The 25,872-nt window shown below is 73.2% G+C and carries 29 protein-coding genes, 1 tRNA gene and 1 pseudogene; 14 read left to right on the forward strand and 17 right to left on the reverse strand.

Annotation, left to right across the window (positions count from 1 at the left end):
* Positions 1-15 precede the first annotated feature (15 nt).
* Positions 16-1,362 carry an NAD(P)/FAD-dependent oxidoreductase gene (locus tag OG448_RS04280; RefSeq protein WP_405551591.1) on the forward strand — a complete coding sequence of 449 codons (1,347 nt, stop codon included), beginning with the start codon at positions 16-18 and terminating at the stop codon, positions 1,360-1,362.
* Positions 1,363-1,667: 305 nt separating this feature from the next.
* Here OG448_RS04280 and OG448_RS04285 read toward each other — a convergent pair.
* Positions 1,668-1,741: transfer RNA gene (locus tag OG448_RS04285), tRNA-Pro, on the reverse strand.
* A gap of 106 nt (positions 1,742-1,847) precedes the next feature.
* Here OG448_RS04285 and OG448_RS04290 point away from each other — a divergent pair.
* Positions 1,848-2,414: a DUF309 domain-containing protein gene (locus OG448_RS04290; protein ID WP_405551592.1), complete on the forward strand. Its 567-nt coding sequence runs from the start codon at positions 1,848-1,850 to the stop codon at positions 2,412-2,414.
* Here the strand turns inward: OG448_RS04290 and OG448_RS04295 are convergent.
* Entirely contained in the window at positions 2,353-3,234 is an 882-nt protein-coding gene (locus OG448_RS04295) for an SDR family oxidoreductase (protein WP_405551593.1), read from the reverse strand. The genes OG448_RS04290 and OG448_RS04295 overlap by 62 nt on opposite strands.
* Positions 3,235-3,360: 126 nt before the next feature.
* Between OG448_RS04295 and cobF the strand changes: the two genes are divergently transcribed.
* Entirely contained in the window at positions 3,361-4,134 is a 774-nt protein-coding gene (gene cobF / locus OG448_RS04300; protein ID WP_405551594.1) for a precorrin-6A synthase (deacetylating), read from the forward strand.
* Here cobF and OG448_RS04305 read toward each other — a convergent pair.
* The 4 genes from OG448_RS04305 to OG448_RS04320 all read right to left on the reverse strand — a co-directional run bounded on the left by OG448_RS04305 (position 4,091) and on the right by OG448_RS04320 (position 8,467).
* Positions 4,091-4,864, reverse strand: a complete 774-nt coding sequence (locus tag OG448_RS04305) for a cobalt-precorrin-6A reductase (protein WP_405551595.1) — start codon at positions 4,862-4,864, stop codon at positions 4,091-4,093. The two genes, cobF and OG448_RS04305, sit on opposite strands and share 44 nt — an antisense overlap.
* Positions 4,865-4,885: 21 nt before the next feature.
* Positions 4,886-5,647 (reverse strand): sulfite exporter TauE/SafE family protein, encoded by a 762-nt coding sequence (locus OG448_RS04310; RefSeq protein ID WP_405551596.1) that lies wholly within the window; start codon positions 5,645-5,647, stop codon positions 4,886-4,888.
* A 46-nt stretch (positions 5,648-5,693) separates the two neighbouring features.
* The gene (locus tag OG448_RS04315; RefSeq protein WP_405551597.1) at positions 5,694-7,205 is read right to left on the reverse strand and encodes a long-chain-fatty-acid--CoA ligase; all 1,512 of its coding nucleotides are present in this window, start codon (positions 7,203-7,205) and stop codon (positions 5,694-5,696) included.
* 74 nt (positions 7,206-7,279) lie between these two features.
* Positions 7,280-8,467, reverse strand: a complete 1,188-nt coding sequence (locus OG448_RS04320) for a thiolase family protein (RefSeq protein ID WP_405551598.1) — start codon at positions 8,465-8,467, stop codon at positions 7,280-7,282.
* A 174-nt stretch (positions 8,468-8,641) separates the two neighbouring features.
* Here OG448_RS04320 and OG448_RS04325 point away from each other — a divergent pair, with 174 nt between their 5' ends.
* The gene (locus OG448_RS04325) at positions 8,642-9,448 is read left to right on the forward strand and encodes an alpha/beta hydrolase (protein ID WP_405551599.1); all 807 of its coding nucleotides are present in this window, start codon (positions 8,642-8,644) and stop codon (positions 9,446-9,448) included.
* Here OG448_RS04325 and OG448_RS04330 read toward each other — a convergent pair.
* Positions 9,445-10,305, reverse strand: coding sequence for a Cof-type HAD-IIB family hydrolase (locus OG448_RS04330; RefSeq protein ID WP_405551600.1), 861 nt, complete (start codon positions 10,303-10,305; stop codon positions 9,445-9,447). The genes OG448_RS04325 and OG448_RS04330 overlap by 4 nt on opposite strands.
* A gap of 401 nt (positions 10,306-10,706) precedes the next feature.
* Between OG448_RS04330 and OG448_RS04335 the strand changes: the two genes are divergently transcribed.
* Positions 10,707-11,234 carry an NUDIX hydrolase family protein gene (locus OG448_RS04335; protein ID WP_405558678.1) on the forward strand — a complete coding sequence of 176 codons (528 nt, stop codon included), beginning with the start codon at positions 10,707-10,709 and terminating at the stop codon, positions 11,232-11,234.
* A gap of 42 nt (positions 11,235-11,276) precedes the next feature.
* Here the strand turns inward: OG448_RS04335 and OG448_RS04340 are convergent.
* Positions 11,277-11,482: pseudogene (locus tag OG448_RS04340) on the reverse strand (DNA-binding response regulator); the annotation flags it as partial.
* A gap of 231 nt (positions 11,483-11,713) precedes the next feature.
* Here OG448_RS04340 and OG448_RS04345 point away from each other — a divergent pair.
* Together OG448_RS04345 and OG448_RS04350 are read left to right on the forward strand one after the other, a co-directional pair.
* On the forward strand, positions 11,714-12,640 hold the full coding sequence (locus OG448_RS04345) for a universal stress protein (protein WP_405551601.1): 927 nt from the start codon (positions 11,714-11,716) through the stop codon (positions 12,638-12,640).
* A gap of 17 nt (positions 12,641-12,657) precedes the next feature.
* Entirely contained in the window at positions 12,658-13,512 is an 855-nt protein-coding gene (locus OG448_RS04350) for a universal stress protein (protein ID WP_405551602.1), read from the forward strand.
* A 122-nt stretch (positions 13,513-13,634) separates the two neighbouring features.
* Here OG448_RS04350 and OG448_RS04355 read toward each other — a convergent pair whose 3' ends face one another.
* Positions 13,635-13,763, reverse strand: coding sequence for a hypothetical protein (locus tag OG448_RS04355; protein WP_405551603.1), 129 nt, complete (start codon positions 13,761-13,763; stop codon positions 13,635-13,637).
* On the opposite strand from OG448_RS04355, the gene OG448_RS04360 reads away from it, so the two are divergent.
* A complete protein-coding gene (locus OG448_RS04360) occupies positions 13,762-14,829 on the forward strand; it encodes a zinc-dependent alcohol dehydrogenase family protein (RefSeq protein WP_405551604.1) in 1,068 nt (355 codons plus the stop codon). The two genes, OG448_RS04355 and OG448_RS04360, sit on opposite strands and share 2 nt — an antisense overlap.
* A 247-nt stretch (positions 14,830-15,076) precedes the next feature.
* On the opposite strand, the gene OG448_RS04365 is transcribed toward OG448_RS04360, so the two are convergent.
* Together OG448_RS04365 and OG448_RS04370 are read right to left on the reverse strand one after the other, a co-directional pair.
* A complete protein-coding gene (locus OG448_RS04365) occupies positions 15,077-15,343 on the reverse strand; it encodes a hypothetical protein (protein ID WP_405551605.1) in 267 nt (88 codons plus the stop codon).
* Between the two features lie 127 nt (positions 15,344-15,470).
* Entirely contained in the window at positions 15,471-15,944 is a 474-nt protein-coding gene (locus OG448_RS04370; protein WP_405551606.1) for a hypothetical protein, read from the reverse strand.
* Between the two features lie 136 nt (positions 15,945-16,080).
* Between OG448_RS04370 and OG448_RS04375 the strand changes: the two genes are divergently transcribed.
* Both OG448_RS04375 and OG448_RS04380 read left to right on the forward strand, forming a co-directional pair.
* Positions 16,081-17,004: an LLM class F420-dependent oxidoreductase gene (locus tag OG448_RS04375; protein WP_405551607.1), complete on the forward strand. Its 924-nt coding sequence runs from the start codon at positions 16,081-16,083 to the stop codon at positions 17,002-17,004.
* 35 nt (positions 17,005-17,039) lie between these two features.
* Entirely contained in the window at positions 17,040-17,864 is an 825-nt protein-coding gene (locus tag OG448_RS04380; protein WP_391293491.1) for a DUF1684 domain-containing protein, read from the forward strand.
* Between the two features lie 38 nt (positions 17,865-17,902).
* Here OG448_RS04380 and OG448_RS04385 read toward each other — a convergent pair whose 3' ends face one another.
* Positions 17,903-18,853, reverse strand: coding sequence for a 2-hydroxyacid dehydrogenase (locus OG448_RS04385; RefSeq protein WP_405551608.1), 951 nt, complete (start codon positions 18,851-18,853; stop codon positions 17,903-17,905).
* A 74-nt stretch (positions 18,854-18,927) separates the two neighbouring features.
* Here OG448_RS04385 and OG448_RS04390 point away from each other — a divergent pair, with 74 nt between their 5' ends.
* Both OG448_RS04390 and OG448_RS04395 read left to right on the forward strand, forming a co-directional pair.
* Entirely contained in the window at positions 18,928-20,256 is a 1,329-nt protein-coding gene (locus OG448_RS04390; protein WP_405551609.1) for an MFS transporter, read from the forward strand.
* A gap of 102 nt (positions 20,257-20,358) precedes the next feature.
* Complete coding sequence (locus tag OG448_RS04395) at positions 20,359-21,120, forward strand: IclR family transcriptional regulator (protein ID WP_405551610.1); 762 nt, start codon at positions 20,359-20,361, stop codon at positions 21,118-21,120.
* Positions 21,121-21,150: 30 nt separating this feature from the next.
* Here OG448_RS04395 and OG448_RS04400 read toward each other — a convergent pair whose 3' ends face one another.
* From OG448_RS04400 to OG448_RS04420, 5 genes are all read right to left on the reverse strand, one after another.
* Complete coding sequence (locus OG448_RS04400; RefSeq protein ID WP_389006004.1) at positions 21,151-21,438, reverse strand: hypothetical protein; 288 nt, start codon at positions 21,436-21,438, stop codon at positions 21,151-21,153.
* 23 nt (positions 21,439-21,461) lie between these two features.
* Positions 21,462-21,782 (reverse strand): hypothetical protein, encoded by a 321-nt coding sequence (locus OG448_RS04405; protein ID WP_405551611.1) that lies wholly within the window; start codon positions 21,780-21,782, stop codon positions 21,462-21,464.
* 249 nt (positions 21,783-22,031) lie between these two features.
* The gene (locus OG448_RS04410) at positions 22,032-22,442 is read right to left on the reverse strand and encodes a cupin domain-containing protein (RefSeq protein ID WP_405551612.1); all 411 of its coding nucleotides are present in this window, start codon (positions 22,440-22,442) and stop codon (positions 22,032-22,034) included.
* Between the two features lie 8 nt (positions 22,443-22,450).
* Positions 22,451-23,137, reverse strand: a complete 687-nt coding sequence (locus OG448_RS04415) for an SDR family NAD(P)-dependent oxidoreductase (RefSeq protein ID WP_405551613.1) — start codon at positions 23,135-23,137, stop codon at positions 22,451-22,453.
* A 19-nt stretch (positions 23,138-23,156) separates the two neighbouring features.
* Positions 23,157-24,173 (reverse strand): zinc-dependent alcohol dehydrogenase family protein, encoded by a 1,017-nt coding sequence (locus tag OG448_RS04420; RefSeq protein WP_405551614.1) that lies wholly within the window; start codon positions 24,171-24,173, stop codon positions 23,157-23,159.
* 134 nt (positions 24,174-24,307) lie between these two features.
* On the opposite strand from OG448_RS04420, the gene OG448_RS04425 reads away from it, so the two are divergent.
* Both OG448_RS04425 and OG448_RS04430 read left to right on the forward strand, forming a co-directional pair.
* The gene (locus tag OG448_RS04425; protein WP_405551615.1) at positions 24,308-25,189 is read left to right on the forward strand and encodes a helix-turn-helix transcriptional regulator; all 882 of its coding nucleotides are present in this window, start codon (positions 24,308-24,310) and stop codon (positions 25,187-25,189) included.
* A gap of 76 nt (positions 25,190-25,265) precedes the next feature.
* Positions 25,266-25,871, forward strand: a complete 606-nt coding sequence (locus OG448_RS04430) for a flavodoxin family protein (protein ID WP_405551616.1) — start codon at positions 25,266-25,268, stop codon at positions 25,869-25,871.
* Position 25,872 lies beyond the last annotated feature (1 nt).

Below are 25,872 nucleotides of genomic sequence, written 5' to 3' on the forward strand. Positions count from 1 at the left end.
GCAAGGAACCGTGAGATGAAGACGGACAACGTCGAGTACACCACCTTCAGTGGATGGGTCGACCCGCCCAGCAACGTCCAGTCCGCCCTGGAGGAGGACATCACCTGTGAGGTGGCGGTCGTGGGCGGCGGCCTGGCCGGGATGTCGACGGCGCTGCGGCTGGCCGAGCGTGGCCAGGACGTGGTGCTGCTGGAGGCCGAGTTCTGCGGCCACGGCTCCGCCTCGCGCAATGCCGGCCAGCTGGCAGGTGCCCCGGGCGGCGACATCCAGTTCCTGAACATCCTCTACCCCAGGAAGTTCCCCGGCATCGTCCGGTTCGCCGAGAACTCCGCGCACTTCGTGGAGCGCCTGATCGAACAGCTGGACATCGATTGCGACTACGAGGCCACCGGCAACGTCTGCGCCGCGGTTTCCCGTGGGCAGATGGGCCGCGTGCGTCGCGTGACCAAGATCCTGCGGAAGGCCGGCGGGAAGGTCGAACTCGGTACGAGTGCGGAGCTGGGCATCCCCCGCGGATTCCTCGGCGGTTTTCGCGAGTCCGTCGGCGGGATGATGAACCCCGGCAAGTTCAGCCTGGGCATCCGCCGCGCCGTCCTCTCGTCGAGTGCCCGGGTCTTCGAACGGACGAGGGTCACCGACGTCACGCGGGACGGCGGTCACGTCACCGTCGAGACACCCCGGGGCGTGGTGCGCGCGAACAAGCTCGTGCTCGCGACGAACGCCTTCGGCGGCGAGCTGGCGATCACTCCGAAGCGACTGTCCGTGCCCATCTGGGTCACCGAGGTGGAGACCGAGCCCATCGATCCCGCGCGCCTGGCCGCGCTCGGCTGGACCAGCCGGTCGGGGGTGGTCACCCAGCACAACTTCATGGAGAACTATCGGCTCACCTCGCGCAACACGATCGTGTTCGGCGTCCGTCGGATCCAACGGGGGAAGAGCTGCCCGCTTCCCCTGAGAAAGCCGGACGAGGCGGTCGTCGCCGACCTCGCACGCGGCTTCGAAACCCGCTTCCCCGCGCTGGCCGACGTCGCAGCCGCTCGAGCCTGGGGCGGATGGATCGGGATCACGACGTCGTGGCTTCCGCTCGCCGGCGACATCGACGACGACATCTTCTACTCGGTCGCCTGCAATGGCCACGGCTTGGCCCAGGCGCCGTACCTCGGTTCTCTCATCGCCGACCACATCGTGGACGGCGAACAGCACGAGGACCTGAAGGCACTCTGGGTGAAGAAGCCCAAGTTCGGGCGCCCCATGATGATGGGCGCTCCAGGGCTGCGGATGATCTGGGCCGTCGACCGGTTCAACGACCTGATCAACGGAAGCCGGCGGAACGCTCGACGCGGCGCGGTTCCGGTGGGCTGACGAGGCCCGTTGGCGAAGAGCGGCTCCCGGCGCCATGACCGAATCGGCCGATGTGCGGAGCCCGTCGGCTCGGTACACGTCCATCGCCGACGGACTGTGGCGGTGGGCGGCAGGTGGGGGCGGTCTCGTGCGCCTCCTCTGTCCCCCGCGCTGCGTCACGCCTTCCACACGCAGGTGCCCGGGCTCCGCGTCCTGTCAGATGCCGTCCAGAGCGGACGCTCCCGGTCCCCAACTGGTCCCCAGGAACGGCCGAGGGCCGGTTGCGGATTTCTCCGTAACCGGCCCTCAGCTGCGACTTCGTAAAGTCGGGACGACAGGATTTGAACCTGCGACCCCTTGACCCCCAGTCAAGTGCGCTACCAAGCTGCGCCACGTCCCGATGCGCTCACTCGCGGTGACCCGCGTGATCGCGCGAACAGCACTTTACCCCACGTACGGGACTCCTCCGAAGCGAGTTGCGGGCGGAGCGGGGGAGAATCGGTCGCATGGCAGACGTGGAGGCAGGCGGAGAGATCGGCGGGCGCGACCGGGACACCGAGGGGCGGGCGCGGAACGCGCGGCCCCGGGACGGGCTGGGGCGGCCCTTGCCGTACGGGGCCGACGGGGTCGAGCGGCAGCCCGAGGGGGTCGTGCGAAGCCCGGACGAGACGGTCACGGAGGCGCAGGCGCTGCTGGACGCCGGTAAGCCGTTCCACGCGCACGAGGTGTTCGAGGACGCCTGGAAGTCCGGCCCCGACGCCGAGCGCGAGCTGTGGCGCGGCCTCGCCCAGCTCGCCGTGGGCCTCACCCACTCCGCCCGCGGCAACACCACGGGCGGCCCCCGCCTCCTCCGCCGGGGCGCGGCAGCGGTGACGGCTTGGTCGGCGGAACAGCGCCCGCCCCGCCCCTACGACCTCGACCTCCCCGGCCTCGCCGCCTGGGCCGTGGACCTCGCCGGGCGGCTGGAGCGGACCGCCGCTCCCATCGACGCCGCCACCGAGTCACCCCGCCTCACACCCGCCCCTCCCGCCACGTCTCGTCCGCCACTCCCCCCGCCCCCAGCAACCCCGTAGGGGGCAACGACCGCTCCTCCTGCAAGCGCGGCAGCGCCCTGCCGGAGACATGCCGTACCACCGGCGGCAGCACCGCGCGCCCCCACTGGGCGAGCCGTAGCCAGGCGGGTACGTACACCGACGTGCGCCGGTGTTCCACCGCGCGGACCAGGCGTTCCGCCACCACCTCCGCCGGGTACACCTTGCGGGCCGGGGCCGGCATGTGGGCGCGGAGTTCGCGGAGTACCGGGTAGTGGTCGGCGTCGCGGGTCATGTCGGTGTCGGTCCAGTTGATGTAGGCGATGCCCACGCCGATGGACTCATGGGCGACCTCGGCCTGGAGAGCGCGGGCGAACGCCTCGACGCCCGCCTTGGACGCGCAGTAGGCGCTCATCATCGGAGAGGCGCCGAACGCGGCCAGCGACGCCACCTGCAGGAAGTAGCCGGACGTGGCCAGCAGGTCGGCGAGGAAGGCCCGCGCGGTCAGGGCGCTGCCGACCAGGTTGACGTCGATCACCCGCCGCCACGACTCGGGGACGGACCCGGCGAAGGGGCCGCCCTCGGCGATCCCCGCGTTGGCGACGACGACGGACGGACGGCCCAGCCGGTCCCGTACCTCCACCGCCGCGCGCTCCAGGGCGTGGAAGTCGGTGATGTCGACCTCCAGGGCGATCACCGGCGGCGGGAGCGAGGCGGCCACCCCCTCCAGTTGAGGCCCTTCCAGGCCGAGCAAGGCGAGTCGCGCGCCGCGCTCGGCGAAGGCGTGGGCCAGGGCCGCGCCCAGGCCGCGGGCGGCCCCGGTCACGACGACGGTACGGCCTGCGAGGGGGCTGTCGTACATGGCGGGCTGCCTCCGTCCGCGGGTCCCGGCCCGTCCGGGCTCACCGGAGGGGCCGAGTACCCATTTGCGACGGGAAGCGCCGCCCCCGTATCCGGCCCCCTCCAGCCCGTGGGGCAGACTCGGCGTGTGCGAAAGATTCATGTCATCGGTATCGGCGCGGGCGACCCCGACCAGCTCACGTTGCAGGCGGTCAAGGCGCTGCGTGGCACGGACGTGTTCTTCCTGCTCGACAAGGGCGAGGTGAAGAGTGATCTGACGCGGCTGCGCCGGGACATCCTGGACGCGCATCTGCCCGAGGGGTCCTACCGGGTGGTGGCGGCCAGGGACCCGGAGCGGGACCGGAGGGCGGGCGGTGCGGCCTACTCGCCGGCCGTCGAGGACTGGCGGACCGCCCGCGCGGGGATCTACGAGCGGCTCATCGCGGACGAGGTCGCGGAGGACGGCACGGGCGCGTTCCTGGTGTGGGGCGACCCCTCGCTGTACGACAGCACGCTCGGCATCCTGGAGGAGGTGCTGGCGGGGGGCGCGGTGCAGTTCACGTACGACGTGGTGCCCGGCATCAGCAGTGTCTCCGCGCTGGTCGCCCGGCACCGGACCGGCCTGAACCGGGTGGCGCGGCCGGTGCAGATCACCACCGGGCGGCGGCTCGCGGAGGGCTTCCCGGAGGGGGTGGACGACGTGGTGGTGATGCTCGACGCCCACCAGGCGTTCCGGGAGTACGCCGGGGACGACATCGACATCTACTGGGGCGCGTACATCGGCACCCCGGACGAGATCCTGGTCTCCGGTCCCCTCGCGGAGGCCGGTCCGCGGATCGAGCGGGTGCGGGCGGAGGCGCGGGAGCGCAAGGGGTGGATCATGGACACGTATCTGCTGCGCAGGCACCCTCGGGGGGAATGACCCCGGCCAGCCAGTCCAGCACGCCGTCCACGTCCGGCAACGCTCTTATGCCGGAAGGGAGTTCAGGACGGCGTACGACGACCACCGGCAACGAGAGCGAGCGGGCGGCGGCCAGTTTCGGTGCCGTCGCCGCTCCCCCGCTGTCCTTCGTCACCAGTACGTCGATGCGGTGCGTCCGGAGCAGGTCCAACTCGTCGGCAAGGGTGAACGGGCCTCGCGCCAGGACCAGTTCGCACTGCGGGGGCAGCGGTGGCTCCGGTGGTTCCACCGAGCGGACCACGAACCGAGTGTCCGTCAGGCCCGCGAAGGCGGCCAGCCCGAGCCGCCCCGTGCTGAGGAACACCCGTTGTCCCAGACGGGGTACGGTTCGCGCCGCCTCCTCCAGAGAGGCCACCGGATACCAGCCGTCATCCAGGTCCCAGCCGGGGCGGCGCAGGACAGCGTGCGGGATTCCGGCCATCCGTGCCGCCTCCGCCGCGTTCGCCGTGATCCGCTCCGCGAAGGGATGGGTCGCGTCCACCAGCGCGGCCACCCGGTGGGCGCGCAGCCAGTCGGCGAGCCCCGCCGCGCCCCCGAACCCGCCGAGGCGGACCTCGCCGTCGACCGCCCCCGGCCGGCTCACGCGCCCCGCGAGCGAGGTGGTGACCCGGAGGCCGGCGCGGGTGGCGAGGGCGGTGGCGAGGCGGCGGGACTCGGTGGTGCCGCCGAGGATCAGGACGTGCGCGGGCATGGGGTGAGCGTACGCATCCGGTCAGGTCAGCAGGAGTTCGAGCGCCCCGACGACGGTCGCCACGATGACGATGCGGTCGAAGAGCCGCTGGTTGATCTTGTGGACGGCCCATCGGCCGAGGAACGCGCCGGGGACGACGAAGACCAGCAGGGCCGCGTCCAGCAGCAGCGAGTTGCCGTCGATCAGGCCGAGGGCGGCGCTGAAGGGGATCTTGGCGACGTTGACGATGAGGAAGAAGAAGGCGGAGGTGCCGAGGAAGCCCATTTTGCGGAAGCCGGCGGAGAGCAGGTACATCGACATCACCGGTCCGCCCGCGTTGGCGACCATGGTGGTGAAGCCCCCCGTCACGCCGTACGCCCCCGCCGTCGCGCGGCCGGTCCGCGTGCTGACGTCCTCCGTCGCCTCCTGGCGCCGTCGCCACAGGGTGATGCCGGTCATCATCAGCAGGATCACGCCGATGGAGACCCGTACGATCCCGTCACCGGCCCGGGCGAGGAAGAGCGTGCCCGCCACCACGCCGGCCGCGACGGCCGGGAACAGCCGCCACAGGGTGGGCCAGTGGGCGTGCCGACGGTAAGTGAGGACGGCGAACGTGTCGCCCGCGATGAGGAGCGGGAGGAGTACGCCGGTGGAGGCGCGGGCGGGCAGGACTGCCGCGAAGACGGCGAGGCTGACCGTGTTGGCCCCGCTGACCGCGGTCTTGGAGAAGCCGACCAGGAGGGCGGCGAGGGCCAGGGCGGCGAACTCCCAGCCGGATATGTGCCAGAGCGTCATCGTGTTCATGCGGAGACTGATGCTATGTGCACACGTCCAGCCGGGCGCCGGTGGCTCAGCGGGCGGTGTACTGGGCGCGCAGTTCCCGCTTGAGCACCTTCATGCTGGGGCCGAGCGGGAGTTCCCCGGTGAACTCCACGCGGCGGGGGTACTTGTGCTTGCCGAGGTGCTCCTTGGACCACTCGGTGATGGCGGCGGAGTCGGGCGTGCTGCCCGGTGCGGGGACGACGACCGCGCAGATCTCCTCGCCGTGCAGTTCGTCGGGGAGCCCGATGACGGCGACCTGGGCGATCTCCGGGTGCCGGGCCAGGACCTCCTCGACCTCGCGGGGGTAGACGTTGTAGCCGCCGCGGATGATGACGTCCTTCTTGCGGTCGACGATCCGCAGGAACCCGTCCTCGTCCTTGGTGCCGAGGTCGCCGGTGCGGAACCAGCCGTCGACCAGCGCCTCGGCGGTGGCCTCCGGGCGGCCGAGGTAGCCGGAGAAGACGTTGTGGCCCCGGATGACGACCTCGCCCAGCTCGCCGGGCGGGAGGAGTTCGACGCGGTCCTCGACGTCCGCCCGGGCGATCTCGGCGTCCACGCCCCACAGGGGGTGGCCGATGGTGCCGGCACGGGTGCCGAAGACGGGCTGGTTGACGGTGGCGGCCGGGGAGGTCTCCGACAGGCCGTACCCCTCGTAGATCCGGGCGCCGAACGCCGACTCGAACCGTTCCAGCACGGCCACCGGCAGCGAGGCGCCGCCGGAGATGCACAGCCGCAGGTCGGGCAGGGCGGTGGCGTCGGCCGCGACGGCGGCGAGGGAGACGAACATGGTGGGGACACCATGGAAGGTGTTGACCCGCTCCTGGACCATGATCTCGATGGCGCGGGCGGCGTCGAAGCGGGGCATCAGGACGAGCGTCGCGCCCGCGCGCCAGGTGGAGTTGAGGGAGACCGTCTGCCCGAAGGCGTGGAAGAGCGGGAGCGCGCCGAGGACGATGTCGTCGGGGCGGATGTCGTTGGCGTCGAAGGCGTTGACGGTCGCGTTCATCACGATGTTGAAGTGACTGAGCACGGCGCCCTTCGGGACGCCCGTGGTGCCGCTGGTGTAGAAGACGACGGCCGGATCGTCGGCGGACCGGGTGACGTACGAGCGCGGGGGCTCGGCGTCGACCGCGAGCTTCTCCAGCTCCTCGCCGAGGACGACCACGCGGATGCCGAGGGGCTCGGCGGCCGCGCGGGCGGTGGCCTCCTGGGCGGGGTGGGCGAGCAGCAGGGTGGCGCCGCTGTCCTTGAGGACGTGCTCCACCTCGGCCGCGGAGAGCAGCAGGTGGACGGGGACGACGACGCCGCCCACCGCCATGGCCGCGTAGTAGGCGAGCGGGAACTCGGCGGTGTTGGGGGCCATCAGGGCGACCCGGTCACCCGGCCGTACGCCGAGGGCGGCGAGCGCGCCGGCCTGGGCGAGGGAACGGCGCCAGGCCTCGGCGAAGGTGAGGCGCAGGTCGCCCTCGACGAGGGCCGTCCGGTCGGGGCGGCGGCGGGCGTTCTCGGCCAGGATGGCGGCGACGGACAGGGTTGCCATGAGGTGCGGCTCCGTTTCCTGCGGTGCGACTCGTACTGCGGAACTCCCTTGCCAGGAAGGTCCGTCGGGGTGGTTCAGGGGCGCTCCACCAGGACCGCGCTGCCCTGCCCGACCCCGACGCACATGGTGGCGAGGCCGCGTCCGGCGCCGGTGCGGCGCATGCGGTGCAGCAGGGTGGTGAGGATGCGGGCGCCGGAGCAGCCGAGGGGGTGGCCGAGGGCGATGGCGCCCCCGGTGGGGTTCACCAGGCCGGGGTCGATGCCCAGTTGGTCGACGGAGGCGAGGGCCTGGGCGGCGAACGCCTCGTTGAACTCGGCCTCCTGGAGGTCCTCCACGCTCCAGCCGACGCGGGCGAGCGCCTTGCGGGTGGCGGGGACCGGTCCGATGCCCATCACGTCGGGGTGGACGCCCGCCGAGGCGCCGGCGACGTACCGGCCGAGGGATTCGAGGCCGAGTTCCTCGAGCGCGTCCTCGCTGACCAGGAGGAGTCCGGCTGCGCCGTCGTTCATGGGTGAGGCGTTGCCCGCGGTGACCGTGCCGTCCTTGCGGAACACCGGCTTGAGGCGGGCGAGTTTCTCCAGGGAGGTGTCCTCGCGTACGCATTCGTCGCGGTCGACGGTGATGCCGTCCGGGCGCTCCAGGGGCAGGAGTTCGGCGTCGAAGTGGCCGTTCTTCCGTGCGGTGGCGGCGAGTCGGTGGCTGCGCAGGGCGAACTCGTCCTGCCGTTCACGGGAGATGCCGTACCGCTGGGCGACCTCCTCGGCGGTCTCGCCCATGGCCAGGACGCCGTGCAGGTCCTTCATCGCCGGGTTGGTGAGGCGCCAGCCGAGGCGGGTGTCGTAGGTCTCCATGCGGTGCGGGAGGGCCTCGTCGGGCCGGGGCAGCACGAAGGGGGCGCGGCTCATGGACTCGGAGCCGCCCGCGATGACGATGTCCGCCTCACCGGCCGCGATGGTGCGGGCGGCGGTGGTGACCGCCTCCAGGCCGGAGGCGCAGAGCCGGTTGACGGTGGCGCCGGGCACGGAGTCGGGGAGCCCGGCGAGCAGCACGGCCATGCGGGCGATGTTGCGGTTGTCCTCGCCGGCCTGGTTGGCGGCGCCCCAGTACACGTCGTCGATCCGGGCCGGGTCGAGGGCGGGCACGCCGCTCACCAGGTCGCGGACGACGGCCGCCGCGAGGTCGTCGGGCCGCACGGAGGACAGGGCGCCGCGCAGCTTGCCGATGGGCGTGCGGCGGGCGGCCGCGTAATGGACGGGACGCAACTCGGGACTCCTGACCGACGACGTTGTGGATCAGCGTGAACCTACGCCCCGCCGGGACGGAGCGACTTAATTAGCACTGCTAGTTTTGGGCTCTACCGGACTATAGACCGCGCACCGGCCCCCTGGGAAGATCCCCCCGGAGTGACCCACGCGACCACGCCGGAGGAGATCCCCATGACCGACGTACACCCCCACACCCGCCAGGGCGTCCACGGCGCGCTGCACGTCCGCGCCTGGCCGCACCCGGCGCCCCGCTACCTCGCCCTGCTGGTGCACGGGTACGGCGAGCACGCGGGCCGGTACGACGAGGTCGCCGGGGTGCTCACCGGGCACGGGGCGGCGGTGTACGCGCCCGACCACGTCGGGCACGGCAGGTCGGCGGGCGAGCGGGCGGTGATCGCGGACTTCGAGGACGTGGTGACCGACCTCCACGCGGCGGCGGACCTGGCCCGGGCCGAGCACACAGGTCTGCCGCTGGTCATGGTGGGCCACTCCATGGGCGGCCTCATCGCGGCCCGCTACGCCCAGCGGTACGGGTCCGAGCTGAGCGCGCTGGTGCTGTCGGGGCCGGTGGTCGGTACGTGGGCCCTGCCGGGGCGGCTGCTCGCGCTGGACGAGATCCCGGACGTGCCGGTCAGCCCGGCCGCGCTCTCCCGCGACCCGGCGGTGGGCGCGGCCTACGCCGCCGACCCGCTGGTGTGGCACGGCCCCATGAAACGGCCGACTCTTATGGCCTTCGAGCGAGGGCTGGCGGCCGTGGCCGCGGGCGGCGACCTGGGCGGCCTGCCCCTGCTCTGGTTGCACGGCGACGACGACCGGCTGGTCCCGATCGAGGGCAGCCGTACCGGCGTGGAGCGCCTCGGCGCCGGCCGCGCCACCGAGCGTATTTTCCCCGGCGCCCGCCATGAGGTCTTCCACGAGACCGACCGCGCGAAGGTCTTCGCGGAGCTGACGGGCTTCCTGGACTCGGTGCTCGGCTAGAGCGTTATGCCGAGAATCCGGGCGACCGTCCGGGGGACCCCGTGGTCGTTGTTGGACGGGGCCAGGTGGCGGGCGCGGCTGATGACGTCCGGGTGGGCGTTGGCCATGGCGAAGGACCAGTCGGCGGCGTCCAGCATCTCCAGGTCGTTGAGGTAGTCGCCGAAGACCATGGTCTGGGCCGGGGTGATGCCCAGCTCGCGCTGGAGGCCGCGCAGGGCGGCGCCCTTGTTGGCGGTGCGGTTCATCACGTCCACCCAGTGCTCGCCGGACACCACGACCTGGTGGGTGTCGGCGAACGGCGCGAGGGCGGGGGCGGCGCCTTGTTCGGCGGAGCCGAAGTCGTACACCGCGACCTTGATGATCTCGTCGTCCACCGCGGTCACGTCCTCGACCACGCGGTGCTCCACGTAGTACTTGCGCACCTCCGCGAGGAACGCCTCGTCGGTCCGCTCCACGTACGCCGCCCGCTTGCCGCAGACCACGGCGCCGGCGTCCACGCCCCGCGCGGCCAGCCCCCGTACGGTGCGGGCCAGCTCGGCGGCGGTCGCGTGGTCCAGCGGGTCGGAGCTGAGTTCGACGCCGTCGCGGACCACATAGGTGCCGTTCTCCGCGATGAACACCATGCCCTCGGCCACGTCGGCGAACTCCTCGGCCAGCGTCGCGTACTGGCGGCCGCTCGCGGGGCTGAACAGCACGCCCCGGCGCCGGAGTTCGGCGAGCAGGGGCCGCAGGGTGATGGGCGGCCGCTTGTCGTCGTCCAGCAGGGTGCCGTCCATGTCGGTCACCACGAGGCGGATGTCGGCGGGGCCGGAGGGCTCGCCGGAGACGTCGAGGAGGGGCGCGGGCGTCGCTGACATGTGCTGCTTCCGGTCGGTTCGCGGGACGCCCCCAGTGTTCCTCATGGCCAAGGACGGGCTTTCCGCCGGGCGGGGCGGCCGGTCCGGGGATGCCCGTTCGGTGCCCGTTCGCGTACCGTGCGCGATTTTCGGGACACCGGGATCACCGGACGGCACAATGACGCGGGACGGCGTGATCAAGGGACGGCGGAAGGGCGGCACGGTGAGCGACGAAGGGTCCGCCACGGCCGGGGCGGCGCGACCGGACACCTCCGGGGCGCACAACGAGCGGATTGCGGGGAAGGCGGCCGCCATGGAGTTCTGACCGTGAGCCCGCCGGCCCACGTGAGCCGCCTGTGTCCGAGCCCGCCCGCGCCCGCGGCGGGTCCCCACCCGGAAAGTATGATCAAGCAATGTCTGACATGACCGAGACCACGCCCGGCTGGCTGACCACGGACGAGCTGGAGATGGCCAGGGCCCGGCTGCCGATCCTGTACGTCGAGGCCGTGCCCGTGCGGGTGGACGACAGCGGTGAAGTCACCAGTATCGGGCTGCTGTTGCGCATCGGCCCGGACGGCACCGTCAGCCGCACCCTGGTCTCCGGCCGCGTCCTGCACCACGAGCGGGTGCGCGACGCGCTGCTGCGGCACCTGGAGAAGGACCTCGGCCCGGTCGCGCTGCCCCGGGTCCCCGCCTCCACGCAGCCGTTCACGGTCGCGGAGTACTTCCCCACGGCCGGTGTCACCCCGTACCACGACCCGCGTCAGCACGCGGTGTCGCTGGCCTACATCGTGCCGGTGACCGGTGACTGCCGTCCCCGGCAGGACGCCCTGGACCTGGTCTGGTTCACCCCGCAGGAAGCCGCCTCGGCGGCGCTGCACGGCGAGATGCCGGGCGGCCACGGCGCCCTGCTGAAGCAGGCGCTGGCCCACGTGGGCATCGTCTTCTAGCGCTCCCCGTCTTCTGGCGCTCGTCCGGCCGGGGACCGAAGGGTCCCCGGCCGGGCGTACGTCGGGCACGGCGACGTACGGGCGCAGCGCGGGCCCGCGGGCGTGCGCGGCGGTGTCGGCCTCGCCGCCCACGGCGATGTCGGGTTCGGCGTCGGCAGGTCGGCGAGGCCCCGGCGGACGACCTCGTGGTCGTCCAGTAGGAAGACCCGGACGGGGTCCTGGTCCGTGAAGGTGCGTGTCTCGGACATGACGGTCTCTCGTTCCCCTGGGCCGAGGGGCGCCACGACGGCCCATCGGCACGATCATCGCCTCTCTACGAGGTCCACACCAGGGCCGACCGGACCCACCCGGCGCGACGCCCGGTCCCCCGGAGGGACCTGTGGCCGTGGCCCGGAGAGCCCGTTGCGGTCAGGCTGGTGGGTGGGCCCCGTACGGGCCCCCGGCAGAGCCGGACCGGAAGAGCCAGGGAGGTGCAGGCGATGCCCCGAACCGTGACCGCGGGACTGGACGGCTCCGCCGAGAGCCGGGCCGCCGTCGAGTGGGCGGCGCGCGAGGCGGTGCTGCGCGGGCTGCCCCTGCGGCTCGTCCAGGTGTGGGAGCCGCTGCCCGACCCGCTGGCGCAGGCCCCGCTGCTGGGTGCCGAGGCCGAGCAGGACTGGATCGAGCGGGCGCCGGACGACAGCGCGGAGGGGCTGCGGCTGCGCCACCCCGGCCTGGAGGTGATCACCGGGCGGCGCACCGGGGACCCGGTGGACGTGCTGTGCGAGGCCGCCGGGACGTCCGAGCTGCTGGCGCTCGGCTCGCGCGGCCTGGGCGGGCTGCACGGGTTCATCGTGGGCTCGGTGGGCCTGGCGGTCACCGGTCACGCCGACTGTCCGGTGGTGCTGGTCAGGGCCGGCGAACAGGCCGCCGACGAGCACCGGGCCGACCCCACGGGCATCCCGTCGGCCGCGACCCCGTTCCGGCCGGTCGTACTGGGCCTGGACATCACCATGCCCAACGCGGCCCTGCTGGAGTTCGCCTTCGGCACCGCCGCGCTGCGCGGCGCCCCGCTGCGGGTGGTGTACGCCTGGGTGCCGCAGCCCCCGCCCTCGTACAACAGCCCCGGTTACGCCTACGAGGCGGAGGCGCCCCCGGTCCTCCAAGAGGCGCTCGAGCCGCGCAACGCGTTCATGCTCGGCCGGGCGCTGGAGCCCTGGCGGGAGTCGTTCCCTGACGTCGACGTGGCCGAGGCGGCCGTCGAGGGAAGCGCCGGGTCGGTCATGGTGGACGCCTCCCGCGACGCCTGCCTCGTCGTGGTCGGCCGCAGGGTGCGCAAGGCCCGGCTGGGCGCCCGCATCGGGCATGTCGCGCACGCCGTGCTGCACCACTCCCCCGCCCCCGTCGCCGTCGTCCCGCACGCCTGACCGAAGTGGAGATCCCCATGGACGAGCCGATCGTGGTCGGTGTGGACGGTTCCGCGCCCAGCCTGCGCGCCGTGGACTGGGGTGCCGAGGAGGCCGCCCTGCGCGGGGCGCCGCTGCGCCTGGTGTACGCCTCGCTCTGGGAGCGCTACGAGGGCGAGCTGATCGCCCAGGAGCTGAACCGTCCCGTCGAGGAGGTCATGGCCAGGGACGTGGTCGGCACCGCCGAGGCGCGGGCCCGGTCGCGCCGGCCCGGCGTGGAGGTCACCACGGATGTGCTGGCCGGCGAACCGGAGTACGCGCTCGTCCGGGAGAGCGGTACCGCCCGCGCGGTGGTCCTCGGCAGCCGGGGCCGCAGCGGGGTCACCGAGGCGCTGCTCGGCTCGGTCAGCCTGACGGTCGCCGGGCACGCGCACTGCCCGGTGTTCGTGCTGCGCGACGGCCCCGAGGACGAGTGGGGCGGTTCCCCGCGGATCGTGCTGGCGGTCGGCGACAAGCCGCAGGACGCGGCCGCCGTCCGGTTCGCCGCCGAGGAGGCCGAGCTGCGCGGGCTCCCGCTGGAGGCTGTACGCGCCTGGCGGCGGCCCTCGGGCCCCTTCACCGGCCACGACGCGGGCGAGGGCGACCCGGAGGAGGCCGCGCGGGAGGTGGTGGCCGAGGCCCTGCGGGACGTGCCGGACGGGGTGGCGACGCTCGTCCGTACCCCCGAGGGCCACACCCGGGACGCCCTCGTCGAGGCCGCGCGCGGCGCCACCCTCCTCGTGGTCGGGGCCCACCCCCGGCACGGCGGCTTCGGCCTCCAGCTCGGCCGGGTCGCCCACGGCGTGCTCCACCGCGCCCCCTGCCCGGTCGCGGTGGTCCCGGAACCGGCGTAGCCGCCCTCGGCAGACCGCCCCGCACAGCACCGGCTCGCTCCGCACCTCGAAGGCGCTGCGCAGACCGGTGGCCCGCAGCGGCCGCAGGAGTCCCGATCTGGGTACCCGTGCGGCCCGGTCCGTCAGGCGTGGGCCGGGCGGCCCATGCGCGGGAGGGCCGGGGCGGCGAAGCTGGAAGCAGGGGCCGGTCCGGGCCGTGACGGCAGGCGCGGGGTCAGCAGCGGGCCGGCCGACGAGGTGAGGAGCGTCATGAAGGGCTTCGTCTTTCACGGACCGGGCCAGGCGTCCTGGGACAACGTCCCGGACCCCGGCATCAAGGAGCCGACCGACGCGATAGTGAAGGTCGGCATGGTGTCCATCTGCGGGACCGACCTGCACATCCTCAAGGGCGACGTGCCCGAGGTGCCACCCGGCACGGTGCTGGGCCACGAGGCGGTGGGCGAGATCGTCGACGTGGGCAGCGACGTGCGCACGGTCCGGCCGGGCGACCGGGTGCTGGTCTCCTGCATCGCGTCGTGCGGCCGGTGCCGCTTCTGCCGGGAGGGCCGGTACGGCCAGTGCCTCGGCGGGGGCGGCTGGATACTCGGCCATCTCGTGGACGGCACCCAGGCCGAGTACGTCCGGGTCCCGTTCGCCGACCTCTCCGTGCACCCGCTGCCGGCGGCCGTGCCGAGCGAGGCCGCGGTGCTGCTGGCGGACATCTTCCCGACCGCGTACGAGGTGGGCGTGCTCAACGGCCAGGTCCGTGCGGGTGACACGGTGGTGATCGTGGGCGCGGGTCCGATCGGGCTGGCGGCCGTGGTCACGGCCCGGCTGTACGCCCCGGAGCGGATCATCGTGGTGGACCTGGCCAGGACCCGGCTGCAGGCGGCCCGGCGGCTGGGTGCGGATGTCGTCGCCTTCGCCGGGGAGGACCCGCGGATGCTGGTGGACGACCTCACGGGCGGGCTCGGCGCGGACGTGGCCGTGGAGGCGGTCGGCGTGCCGGAGAGCTTCGAGCTGTGCACCCAGGTGGTGCGGCCCTGCGGGCACGTGGCCAACGTCGGCGTCCACGGTTCCCCGGCGATGCTGCACCTGGAGGACCTCTGGATCAGGGACGTCACCATCACGACGGGCCTGGTGGACACGTACTCCACCCCGACCCTGCTGCGGATGGCCGCGGCGGGCCGGCTGCCGACCGCGGAGCTGGTCACGCACACCTTCCCGCTGAACCACATGGCGGAGGCGTACGAGGTGTTCGCCCACGCCGCCGAGACCGGCGCGTTGAAGGTGGTGCTGGGCGCGGACCGGCACGAGGTGGCCCTCCCGATGTCGTGAGGGCGCGCCTCTCAGTCGTCCCGCAGGATGCCGTCCGGGGCGCCGAGGCGGACGCCGGTGACGATCGGCCCCCGGCGGCGGGCCGGTGATCCTCTCCCTCCGGTTCCGCGTACCGGGCCGTACGCGGGACCGATACGTGGAGTCGACGCCGAACAACTCGGCGGTCGCCTGGAGTTGGGCGTCGCGGAGGGCGGTGGCGCGGTGCTGGTGTGGTCGGTGCCGCTGCCCGAGGGGGGGTGAGGCGGGGTCAGGTGCGCCAGGTCGTGACCGCGGCGGCCACGAGGGTGACCAGGGCGGAGAAGGCCACCATCACGGTTCTGAGGCGGGCGGCGAGGTGCCGGCCCCGTTCGGGCGGGGGCTCGGGGGGCTGGTCGGCCGGCTGGAGGAGCAGCCGGCACCAGGGGCACTCGTCGTGAGGCGGGTGCGGTGGCAGCCAGTGGACCTCCCCGCGCGGGGGCGGGCGGCGGTTGTCGCGCGCGTTCGTGTCGTCCCTGCCGTCCCGGTCGTCTCTCATGTCACCCGTGAGCGCGGTGGCCGCCGCGTCATGGTCGCGAAACCTTGGGCCTCTGCCTCACCTAACAGCCAGGCCCTGGGGAGAGGTTGCGGGTCATGCCTGCCGCACGGCCGTTCGCGACGACTGGCTACGGCGCGGCGCGAGGGACGGCACCGGCCACCCCGCCGTAGGTGACGGCACCGAAGACCAGGTGCGGCACCAGGTCCGACACCCAGTCCGTGACGGACCACGTCCGGGGGTCGGTGACACCGAGCCGCGTCATGGAGGCGTCCATGGCCGCCATGGCGAGGACGCCGGTCGCCAGGGTCCCCAGCCACCACGGCACCCGGGCACCGGCGCGGTGCGCCAGGGAGACGACCACGCCGGTGGCGACGCCCACGCCGATGCCGCTCAGCGCCCCGAGCGCGGACAGCCGGTTGTCCCGCTGCTCCCCGGTCCCGCCGACATGGAGGCCCACGGCCTCGGCGAGCCTGTCGGCGGCCTCGGCGGGCACGTCACTGGCGGACCTGCCCCGCAGGGCCATGTCGGCATAGGTGACGGCGTTGAGGGCGGTCGTCCCGGCGGCGCCTGCCGCGCCGCCTCGCAGGATGCTGTGAATCATGCGCCCCCGAGTTCCCTGGACCCCGACCGCGAACCGCGCCGGGTCGCCGTACGGGTGACGGGCCTCCACACACCCGCAAAGAACCTGTCACACACGGACCGGAATGCGGCCCCGGGCCGTGGCCGTTCTTCCTGTCATGACTGTTGGAGTAGCGCTCAACACGCCCGGCGCCGCGAACCAGGTCGACGCCTCCGTGCTCCAGGCCCGCGAGGCCGCCGCGGCGGGAGTACGGTCCGCCTGGTTCGGGCAGACCTTCGGCGCGGACTCGCCCCAGCTCGCCGCCCTCGTCGGCCGCGAGGTACCCGGTCTCCAGGTCGGCACCTCCGCGATCCCGGTCTTCGGCCGCCACCCCCTGCTCGTCTCCAGCCAGGCCCAGACCGCCCAGGCGGCCACCCACGGCCGGTACCACCTGGGTCTGGCCGTGGGCACCAAGCTGCTGACCGAGGGCGGCTTCGGCCTGCCCTTCGAGCGTCCCATCGCCCGGCTGCGCGAGTTCCTCACCGCGCTGCGCCAGCTCACCGAGCACGGCGAGGCCGACTTCCACGGCGAGCTGCTCACCGCCGCCACCCCGGTCCCGGCGCGCGTCCCGGGCGCCGAGGACGGCGTACCCGTGCTCGTCGCCGCGATGGGTCCGCAGGCGCTCAAGGTCAGCGGTGAACTGGCCGACGGCATCCTGCCCTACCTCGCCGGGCCCCGCGCGCTGGAGCGGGACATCGTCCCGGCGGTCAACGCGGCGGCCGAGGCCGCCGGGCGGCCCGCGCCCCGGATCGTGGCCCTGGTCCCCGGCGTGGTCACCGACGACGCGGACGCCGTACGGGAGACCGCCACCGAGCAGCTCGCGTTCTACGAGCAGATCCCGTCCTACGCCAGGGTCCTCGAACTCTCCGGCGCCCGCCGGGCCGCCGACCTGGCGGTGATCGGCGACGAGAAGACGGTCGCCGCCGAGGTGCGCCGCTACCGGGACGCGGGGGCGACGGAGGTGGTCCTGACCGGCACGGAGATCGCCGGTGACGCGTCCCGGCTGCGCACCTACGCCCTCCTCGGCGAACTGGCGGAATGACCCGCCCCCCTCAGGCAGACGACGAAGGAGCACCGATGACCACCCACGCCCCCGCGACGGACCTCCACGCCTTCACCGAGTCCTGGCTGGACTGGTACCGCGCGCACGAGGAGAACCTCGCCGACCCGCACGGCTTCCTCGCGGTGACCAGCCTGAACTGGCTGGACGAGCAGCCGCAGCGCTTCCCCGACGCCCCCGGTACCTGGCGCACCGGCCCCGAGGGCGTCACCGTGACCCTGGACGAGGGCGAGGAACTCACCGTGGCCGGTGAACCGGTGCGCGGCGAGCATCACTTCGGCGTGCTCCCCGAGCGCGGCGGCGTCGAGGCGGTGTGGGGCGACGCGGTGATCGAGGTGGCCAAGCGCGGCGGCCACGACATCGTCCGTCCCCGGCACCCGGACGCCCCGCTGCGCACCGCCTTCGCCGGCACGCCGTCCTACGCGCCGGACCCGCGCTGGGTGGTGACAGGCCGCTACGAGCCCTTCCCCGAGCCCCGCCCGACCACCGTGGGCGCGGCCGTGGAGGACCTCCAGCACGTGTACGACGCGCCGGGCCGGATCACGTTCGAGCTGGACGGCCGCCCGCTGGCCCTGACCGCGTTCCCCGGCAAGGGCCCCGGCGGGCTGATGGTGCTGTTCACCGACGAGACCTCCGGCCGCACCACGTACGCCGCGAACCGGGTGCTCTCCCTGGCGCCGCCCGCCGCCGACGGCACGGTGGTGCTGGACTTCAACCGGGCGGCGAACCTGCCCTGCGCCTACACCGACCTCGCCACCTGCCCGCTGCCCCCGGCGGAGAACCGGCTGCCGGTGGCGATCGAGGCGGGGCTGAAGATCCCGCGCGAGCGGGGCGGGGCCTGACGAAGCGTCAAGGGCCTTTGCCAGGACGGCCCTTGATCTCAGTCGCGCGGGAAGAGGTGGTGCAGCGGCTCCCCGGCGGCGAACCGGCGTACCTGCTCGACGATCAGGCGTTCCGCGCGGGGGCGGAACGCGGCCGAGCCGCCCGCGACATGTGGGGTGAGGAGCACGCCGGGGGCGTGCCGCAGGGGGTGGCCGGCGGGCAGCGGCTCGGGGTCGGTGACGTCCAGGGCCGCCCGCAGCCTGCCCGACCGGGTCTCGGCGAGCAGGGCGTCGGTGTCCAGCGTGCGGCCGCGGCCGACGTTGACGACCAGCGCGCCGTCGGGCAGCGCGGCCAGCTCCTCGGCGCCGAACATGCCGACGGTGTGCGGGTTCTCGGGCAGGACGAGCACCACGATGTCCGTCTCCGGCAGCAGTGCGGGCAGGTCGGCCACCGCGTGGACGCCCTCCTCGGGGCGGGCGCGCCGCGCCACCCGGACAACGTCCGCCTCGCAGGCGAGCAGCCTCCGCTCCAGTGCCGCGCCGATGGAGCCGTAGCCGACGATCGTGACGCGGGCGTCGGCGAGCGAGCGGGTGAAGTGCGGCTCCCAGCGCCCGGCGCCCTGGTCGGCGACCCACTGCGGGAGGTCCCGCTGGGCGGCGAGGATCAGCCCGAGGGCGTGCTCGGCGGTGGAGGCGTCGTGCAGACCGCGCCCGTTGTGCAGGGTGACCCCGGCGGGCATGAGCGGGAGAAGCTTCTCGACCCCGGCGCTGAGTGACTGCACCGCGCGCAGGCCGGTCAGCTTCGGCAGCAGGCGCACGGCGTCCGGCACTGCATAGGGCATCACCCACAGGCCGACGCGCGCGAGTACGTCGTCGGCGGGTTCGCTGCCGGGGGTGACGCCGTCCCACACCTGGACCTCCACACCCTCGGGCCAGGGACCGTGCTGCCGGTCCAGACCGGGCCAGGGCAGCAGGACGCCGGTGGCGGTGTGGTGCAGATCTCTGGTCATCGGACCCTCCGTCTCGTACCGTGCTTTCCGTCCAGTGAAACACTTTCCATCACACGGAAAACAGGGGGTCTGGGATGACAGCGACGTCACCCGCCACCGACACCGCGGCGTCGGCACCCGCACAGACAGGCTTCTGGCGGTCCTCCCGCGCCCGGTACCTGATGCCGGTCGCGTTCGTCACCTACTCGCTCGCCTATCTCGACAAGTCCAACTACGCGATCGCCTCCGCCGGCGGCATGGCCGAGGACCTGAGACTGTCGGCGGGGGCGGACTCCCTGATCGCCGCCTCGTTCTTCCTCGGCTACTTCTTCTTCCAGATCCCCGGCACGATCTACGCCGAACAGCGCAGCGCCCGCCGCCTGGTGGCCTGGTCGACCGTGGCCTGGGGACTGCTCGCCGTACTCCAGGGCCTGCTCAGCAGCCCGGCCCAGCTCATCGCGGTGCGCTTCGCGCTCGGGGTGGTGGAGGGCGCGGTGCTGCCGTCGATGGTGATGCTGCTCGGCCGCTGGTTCACGCGCGGCGAGCGCGGGCGCGCCAACACCTTCCTCATCCTGGGCAACCCGGTCACGGTGATGTGGCTGTCGGCGGTCTCCGGCTGGCTGGTGTCGGTCTCGGACTGGCGGGTGATGTTCGTCGCCGAGGGCGTGCCGTCGGTGCTGTGGGGCGTGTGCTGCCTCTGGCTCATCAAGGACCGCCCGGAGCAGGCCCGTAATCTCCCCGAGCCCGAACTCGCGCTGCTAAGGGCGGACTTGGCGGCGGAGAAGGCGGCCGCACCGCCGGTGACCGGCACCCTGCGCGAGCGGTACGGCCGGGTGCTGCGCTCCCCCGCCGTGCTCACCATGGCCGCGCAGTATTTCTTCTGGTCCTTCGGCATGTACGGCTTCGTCTTCTGGCTCCCGGCCATCATCAAGCAGGGCTCCGGCGAGGGCATCGGCGCCACCGGCCTGCTCACCGCGATCCCGTACGCCTGTGCGGCCGTGGCCATGCTGGTCAACTCCCGCCTCTCCGACCGCAGCGGGCGCCGGCGGGTGGCCGTGTGGCCCTGGCTGGCCTGCGCCGGTCTCGCCCTGCTCGGCTCGTACGCGGCCGGCGACGACTTCCCGCTCGCCCTCACCCTGCTGGTGGTGGCCGGCGTGTGCCTGTACGCCCCGTACGGCCCGTACTTCGCGCTCGTCACCACCCTCGCCCCGCCGGGGATCGCGGGCGCGGCCGTCGCGCTGGTCAACTCCTTCGGTGCGCTCGGCTCGTTCGCCGGGACCTACCTGGTCGGCTGGGTGCGCGGCACCGAGCTGGGCGACGCGGGCGCCTTCGGCCTGATGGCGGTGTGCACCCTGGTCGCCGCCGTGCTGACCCTCGCGGCACCCGAGCCCGCGAGGAGCGCCGGCCCGGTCCCGGTACGGTGACCGTCGAGGCGGCGGCCGCCCCGGCATGCGTACGGAACGGCCGCCGCACCCCATCCCCATCCCGGCCACGACAGCGGCAGTGAACGACGAAAGGCGCGCACGGTGACCACACCATCCGGCGACGACATGCTGGGCCGGGGGCTGCGGCTGCTCACCGTGCTGGCCGAGCACCCCGCCGGCCTCGGCGTGAGCGCCGCCGCCCGCGCCGCGCGGTTGCCCGTGAGCAGCGCCCACCGCATCCTCGGCCGCCTGGTCGAGGAACGGTTCGCCACCTACGACGAGGAGGCCCGGCGGTACGCGCTGGGCTCCCGCGTGCTGGAACTGTCCCGCGGCTTCCAGCGCTCCCCGGCGGGCTACTCAGCGGCGGCCGCGCCGATGCGCAGACTCGGCGCGCGTACCGGACTGCCCGTCATCGCGGGCATCCTTGACGACAGCGAGGTACTGCTCGTCCTCTCGGTGCAGGGCACCCAGCACCTCCAACTGCGCAACGCCGAGGGCACCCGCAACCCCTGGCACGCCACCTCCCTCGGCAAGGCGCTGGCCGCCTGGCTGCCGGAGGCGGACCGCGAACGCCTGCTGGCCGGCCCGCTCCCGGCGGTGACCCCCCGCACGATCACCGATCCCGGACTGCTGCGGGAGGAGTTGACCCTGGTACGGGAGCGGGGCTGGGCGGAGGTCGACGAGGAGAACGAGATCGGCGTCCGCTCGATCGCGGTGGCGCTGCCCGACAGCCCGGAGGGCACCCCGCCGCTGGCGCTCTCCCTCGCCGCGACGGTCATCCTGACGGACGCGGACCAACTCCGCGCACACGCGCCCGCGTTGCGGGAGTGCGCGGAGGAGGTCGCGGCACGGATGTCGCCCTGACCGGGGCGCTCTTCCCAGGCTCCGTCGGCTCTAGCAGAACCAGCCGTCCTGGACCCAGCCCCGGCGGTTGATGTCGCCATAAGCGAAGCCGTACGCCCAGCCGGACTGCTTGCTCTCCACCAGGAACGTCTGTCCCTTGCTGAGCGTGCCCATCCAGGCGCCCAGCGGCTCGGTCCGCACGAAGAGGTCCTGCGCGCAGACGGTCTCGCGGGTGCCGACGGTGCCGTTGGCGGCCTGCGCGGGGCCGGAGCCCAGCAGCAGGACGGCGCCGACGGCGGCCGCGAGCGCCGCGAAGCGGACGGTACGAGGTGCGGACATGCCCTTGCCTCCCAGGTCCCGGCTCACCATGAGCCGTAGCCGCCGATGCATTCGTCGCGCACATAGCCCCAGTCGTTCGGGCCGAAGTCGAAGGTGGCGGCCCAGCCGTTGTAGACGGGGTGCGCTCCTCGGGTGTGGCCGACCTTGTCGCCGTAGTACAGCGTCCGGACCAGGCCGGTGGGCCCGGAGGAACTGTCGTAGTTGGCGTAGAAGCTGGCGCTCTGGCAGATGATCACGGCGTGATCCGGGACGACGGCGGCGTGGGCCGGGGCCGGGATCTGGAGCAGCGCGGCGGTGGCCAGCGCGGGGGCGGTGAGAGCGAGGGCTCGTCTGAGCAGGGGCACGACGCATCGACTCCTCGTGGGGGAGGTGTGGGTTGACGCGGGTAGACCGTAGCGCGAATTGACATGCGCGCAACAGGGCGCAGGGAGGGGCCGGCCGGTACGTCAGTGAGGCTCAGATTCGCGGCACATGCGGCGGCTCGATGACGTGACTCCGGTGACGATGCCGACCGTTCAGCGGTGCGGGCGGTTTCGATCGAGGGCGACGCCGCCCGCATCGCCCGAGTGAGGCAGGGGGTTGGTTCCCGACAGCTACCTTCGCGTACGCGCCCCGCCGTACTGCTCCTCACTCACCGCCTCCGCCCAGGTGGTCTCCGCCGCACCCCCACCCGTCCCCTCCCACATCGCGATGTGCTCCATGAACCGCTCAGGCGCCGCCCCGTGCCAGTGCTCCTCCCCCGGCGGGCAGGTGACCGTCTCTCCCGGGTGGGCCTCCAGGACGGTGCCGTCGCGGGTGCCGATCAGGGCCACGCCCGAGACGACGTGGAGGGTCTGGCCGACGGCGTGGGAGTGCCAGTGGGTGCGGGCGGCCGGGGCGAAGCGGACCAGGTTGGCGCGCAGGCGGGAGGGTTCCTGGCCGGCGACGATGACGTCCCACCACACGTCACCGGTGAACCAGTCGGCCGGGGCCTTGCTGGTGGGCTGTTGCTGGACGAATTCCATCGTGTCTCTCAACTCTGTTGTACCGGTGGCTGGTCGGGCATCGGCTCGGCGTAGTGCCGGAAGCCGGTGCGCTCGGTGTGGAGGGTGTGCAGGCGCTCGGCCAGGGCCTCGGGGCTGCTGTGCTCGGCGTCGGGGTGGATCGCGCCCGGCACGACGAGCTGGGCCGCGTGGATGTTCTCCGCGGCGAGCGTGTCGTGCAGCATGCGCGCGTAGGCGCTCTCGGCGGCGAAGGCGATCGAGGTTCCGGCCCGCTCGGGATGCGGGCGGACCGCGGTGCCGCCGTTGACGAACAGCAGCGTGCCCCGGCCCAGCGCCCGCATCCCCGGCAGGACCGCCCGCACGCAGGTGACCGGTCCTTTCACGGAGAACGCCAGCGGGGCGTCGAGGTCGGGGGCGTCGGTGTCGAGGACCGGCTTCATGAAGTCGGCGCGCGGTACCGGGCTGTACTGCAGGATCTCGATCGGCCCCAGCTCCTCGGCGGCCGCCGTCAGGACTGTGCCGAGGGAATCGGTGTCGAGTACGTCGGCGGGGTAGCCGTGGGCCTCGATGCCGTCGCGGGCCAGTTCCCCGACCAGGCTCTCCAGGTGGTCCGCGTCTCGGGCGATCAGGGCGACGGCGTGTCCGGCGGCGCCGAAGCGGCGGGCGGCGGCGAGCCCCAGGCCGGGGCCGGCCCCGACCACGGCATAGGTGGTCACGGTGGGTCCTCCAGAGGGGTCAGGGCTTCAGCAGCGTCTTGATCGCGCGTCGCTCGTCCATCGCCTTGTAGCCCTCGGCGACCTGGTCCAGGGGGAGCGTGAGGTCGAAGACCTTGCCCGGGTCGATGCGGCCGGAGAGGACGAGGTCGATCAGTTCGGGGAGGTAGCGGCGGACGGGAGCGGGGCCGCCGCGCAGGCCGACGTGGGAGAAGAAGAGTTCCTGGGCGTCGATCGTGACGTCGTGCGGGACGCCGACGAAGCCGACGCTGCCGCCGGGCCGGGCCGAGTGCAACGCCTGCCGCATGGACTCGGCCGTACCGACGCACTCCAGGACCGAGTCGGCGCCGATCCCGTCGGTGAGGTCCTTGATCCGGGCGACGCCCTCCTCCCCGCGCTCGGTGACGATCTCCGTCGCCCCGAACTCCAGGGCGAGCTTCTGCCGGGGCTCATGGCGGCTCATGGCGATGATCCGCTCCGCGCCCTGCTCCTTCGCCGCGATCACCCCGCACAGGCCGACCGCGCCGTCCCCGACGACGACCGCGGTGGAGCCGGGCCGTACCTCCGCCGCTAGGGCCGCGTACCAGCCGGTGCCCATCACGTCGGAGACGGCGAGCAGGCCGGGCAGGAACTCGTCGCCGGGCGTCTCGCCGGTGGCGACGAGGGTGCCCTCGGCGTTGGGGATGCGTACCAGGTCGGCCTGGCAGGTGCTCATGAACTCGCGGTGAAGGCAGTTGGACTGCCAGCCGTTGCGGCAGTTCGCGCAGGTGTTGTCCGAGGTGGCGAAGGACCCCACGACGAGCTGGCCCGGCCGTACGGACGTGACCTCGCTGCCGACCTCCTCCACCACACCCACGTACTCGTGGCCCATGGGATGCGGGTCCCCGATCGGCTCCACACCCCGGTACGGCCACAGGTCCGACCCGCAGACGCAGGTCACGACCGTACGGATGATCGCGTCGGTCGGCTGGAGGATCTTCGGGTCGTCGAGCGTCTCGAAGCGCACATCGCCGGGGGCGTGGATCACTGCTCCGCGCATGACGGGCTCCTTACGGGTTGGTGCGGTTGTCTCGGTATCCAGGTAACCGCTGTTTCGCGTGGGCAGCGAGGCACCGTCGAAGGGTGTACCGGCAGTACACCCCTCCTGCGGCGGGCGGGACGTACCGTCGAGGGGTGGACAACCGTGCAGAGGTCCGCGAGTTCCTGACCTCGCGGCGAGCGAAGATCACCCCCGAGCGGGCCGGGCTGCCCGCCGGGCCCCGGCGCCGCGTGCCCGGCCTGCGCCGCAGCGAGGTCGCGGCGCTGGCGGACGTCAGCGTCGAGTACTACGCCAAGCTGGAACGCGGAAACCTGGCCGGGGTCTCACCGGCCGTCCTGGAGTCCGTCGCCCGCGCCCTCCAGCTCGACGACGCCGAGCGCGCCCACCTGCTGCACCTGGCCCAGGCCGCCGACGGCTCCGACGCCCTCACCCGGCCACGCCGTCGGCGCGCCGGGGGCCAGGGCGCACCGCACCGCAGCCTCCAGTGGACCTTGGACGCCATCACGGCGGGCCCGGCCTTCGTACGCAACGCCCGCATGGACGTGGTCGCGGCGAACTCGTTGGCCCGCGCCTTCTACAGCGACCTCTTCACCGGCCCCCAGCCGCCGAACCTCGCCCGCTTCAACTTCCTCGACCCGGCCTCCCGGCGCTTCTACCCGGACTGGGACGCCTTCGCCGACATCGCCGTCGCCATCCTCCGCACCGAGGCCGGCCGCGACCCGTACGACAGGGACCTGCACGACCTCGTCGGGGAACTCTCCACCCGCAGCGCAGAGTTCCGCTCCCGATGGGCCGCCCACGACGTCCGCCACCACGGCACCGGCACCAAGCACTTCCACCACCCCACCGTCGGCCCCCTCACCCTGGCCTACGAGGGCCTCCAGCTCACCGCCGACCCCGCCCTGACCCTGACCATCTACACGGCCGAACCGGGCTCCGCCTCCGAGGAGGGGCTACGGCTGCTGGCCTCGTGGTCGGCCACGGAAGAAGCCGCGCCGCGCCCGGCCTCCGGCTGACCCGCACGCGGGCCGTCCGGGCGAATACCGCCGGCCACCACCTTTCGAACCCCCCGATCGGGGAACCCACACCCCCATGCGCGCTCTGGTCGTCAACTGCACCCTCAAGCCGTCCCCCGAGCCCTCGAACACCGAGGCGCTCGCGGGGATCGTGATCGCCGCACTCAAGGGACACGGAGTGGAGGTGGACGTCGTACGGGCCGTCGATCTGAACATCGCGCCCGGCGTCGAGACCGACATGGGGAACGGGGACGAGTGGCCCGGTGTGCACGAGAAGCTGCTCGCCGCCCAGATCCTCGTCGTCGCGTCGCCGACCTGGGTCGGGAAGCCGTCGTCGGTGGCGCAGCGGGTGCTGGAGCGGATGGACGCCATGATCAGCGAGACGGACGACGAGGGACGGCCGGTCGCGTACAACCGGGTGGCCGGTGTGGTGGTGACCGGCAACGAGGACGGCGCCCATCACGTGATCAGCGAGATCGACGGCGCCCTGGGCGACATCGGGTACACGATCCCCGGCCAGGCGTGGACCTACTGGCACCTCGGCCCCGGCCCGGGCCCGAACTACCTGGACGAGGAGCGCGGCCACGACTGGGCGGCCTCCACCGGGCGGGCCATGGCGTCCAACCTGTTCCACACGGCACAGGCGCTCGCCGCGCACCCCCTACCCGCTCCCCCTTCCTGAC

Source organism: Streptomyces sp. NBC_01171 (genome assembly GCF_045039805.1).
In the GTDB taxonomy this organism is placed as follows: Bacteria; Actinomycetota; Actinomycetes; order Streptomycetales; family Streptomycetaceae; genus Streptomyces.

What these genes read in the sequence shown, in the direction of transcription:
- OG448_RS04280 (WP_405551591.1), top strand. Translation starts at nt 16, where the DNA reads ATGAAGACGGACAACGTCGAGTACACCACCTTCAGTGGATGGGTCGAC.
- OG448_RS04290 (WP_405551592.1), top strand. Translation starts at nt 1,848, where the DNA reads ATGGCAGACGTGGAGGCAGGCGGAGAGATCGGCGGGCGCGACCGGGAC.
- OG448_RS04295 (WP_405551593.1), bottom strand. Translation starts at nt 3,234, where the DNA reads ATGTACGACAGCCCCCTCGCAGGCCGTACCGTCGTCGTGACCGGGGCC.
- OG448_RS04305 (WP_405551595.1), bottom strand. Translation starts at nt 4,864, where the DNA reads ATGCCCGCGCACGTCCTGATCCTCGGCGGCACCACCGAGTCCCGCCGC.
- OG448_RS04310 (WP_405551596.1), bottom strand. Translation starts at nt 5,647, where the DNA reads ATGAACACGATGACGCTCTGGCACATATCCGGCTGGGAGTTCGCCGCC.
- OG448_RS04315 (WP_405551597.1), bottom strand. Translation starts at nt 7,205, where the DNA reads ATGGCAACCCTGTCCGTCGCCGCCATCCTGGCCGAGAACGCCCGCCGC.
- OG448_RS04325 (WP_405551599.1), top strand. Translation starts at nt 8,642, where the DNA reads ATGACCGACGTACACCCCCACACCCGCCAGGGCGTCCACGGCGCGCTG.
- OG448_RS04330 (WP_405551600.1), bottom strand. Translation starts at nt 10,305, where the DNA reads ATGTCAGCGACGCCCGCGCCCCTCCTCGACGTCTCCGGCGAGCCCTCC.
- OG448_RS04335 (WP_405558678.1), top strand. Translation starts at nt 10,707, where the DNA reads ATGACCGAGACCACGCCCGGCTGGCTGACCACGGACGAGCTGGAGATG.
- OG448_RS04345 (WP_405551601.1), top strand. Translation starts at nt 11,714, where the DNA reads ATGCCCCGAACCGTGACCGCGGGACTGGACGGCTCCGCCGAGAGCCGG.
- OG448_RS04350 (WP_405551602.1), top strand. Translation starts at nt 12,658, where the DNA reads ATGGACGAGCCGATCGTGGTCGGTGTGGACGGTTCCGCGCCCAGCCTG.
- OG448_RS04360 (WP_405551604.1), top strand. Translation starts at nt 13,762, where the DNA reads ATGAAGGGCTTCGTCTTTCACGGACCGGGCCAGGCGTCCTGGGACAAC.
- OG448_RS04355 (WP_405551603.1), bottom strand. Translation starts at nt 13,763, where the DNA reads ATGACGCTCCTCACCTCGTCGGCCGGCCCGCTGCTGACCCCGCGCCTG.
- OG448_RS04365 (WP_405551605.1), bottom strand. Translation starts at nt 15,343, where the DNA reads ATGAGAGACGACCGGGACGGCAGGGACGACACGAACGCGCGCGACAAC.
- OG448_RS04370 (WP_405551606.1), bottom strand. Translation starts at nt 15,944, where the DNA reads ATGATTCACAGCATCCTGCGAGGCGGCGCGGCAGGCGCCGCCGGGACG.
- OG448_RS04375 (WP_405551607.1), top strand. Translation starts at nt 16,081, where the DNA reads ATGACTGTTGGAGTAGCGCTCAACACGCCCGGCGCCGCGAACCAGGTC.
- OG448_RS04380 (WP_391293491.1), top strand. Translation starts at nt 17,040, where the DNA reads ATGACCACCCACGCCCCCGCGACGGACCTCCACGCCTTCACCGAGTCC.
- OG448_RS04385 (WP_405551608.1), bottom strand. Translation starts at nt 18,853, where the DNA reads ATGACCAGAGATCTGCACCACACCGCCACCGGCGTCCTGCTGCCCTGG.
- OG448_RS04390 (WP_405551609.1), top strand. Translation starts at nt 18,928, where the DNA reads ATGACAGCGACGTCACCCGCCACCGACACCGCGGCGTCGGCACCCGCA.
- OG448_RS04400 (WP_389006004.1), bottom strand. Translation starts at nt 21,438, where the DNA reads ATGTCCGCACCTCGTACCGTCCGCTTCGCGGCGCTCGCGGCCGCCGTC.
- OG448_RS04410 (WP_405551612.1), bottom strand. Translation starts at nt 22,442, where the DNA reads ATGGAATTCGTCCAGCAACAGCCCACCAGCAAGGCCCCGGCCGACTGG.
- OG448_RS04420 (WP_405551614.1), bottom strand. Translation starts at nt 24,173, where the DNA reads ATGCGCGGAGCAGTGATCCACGCCCCCGGCGATGTGCGCTTCGAGACG.
- OG448_RS04430 (WP_405551616.1), top strand. Translation starts at nt 25,266, where the DNA reads ATGCGCGCTCTGGTCGTCAACTGCACCCTCAAGCCGTCCCCCGAGCCC.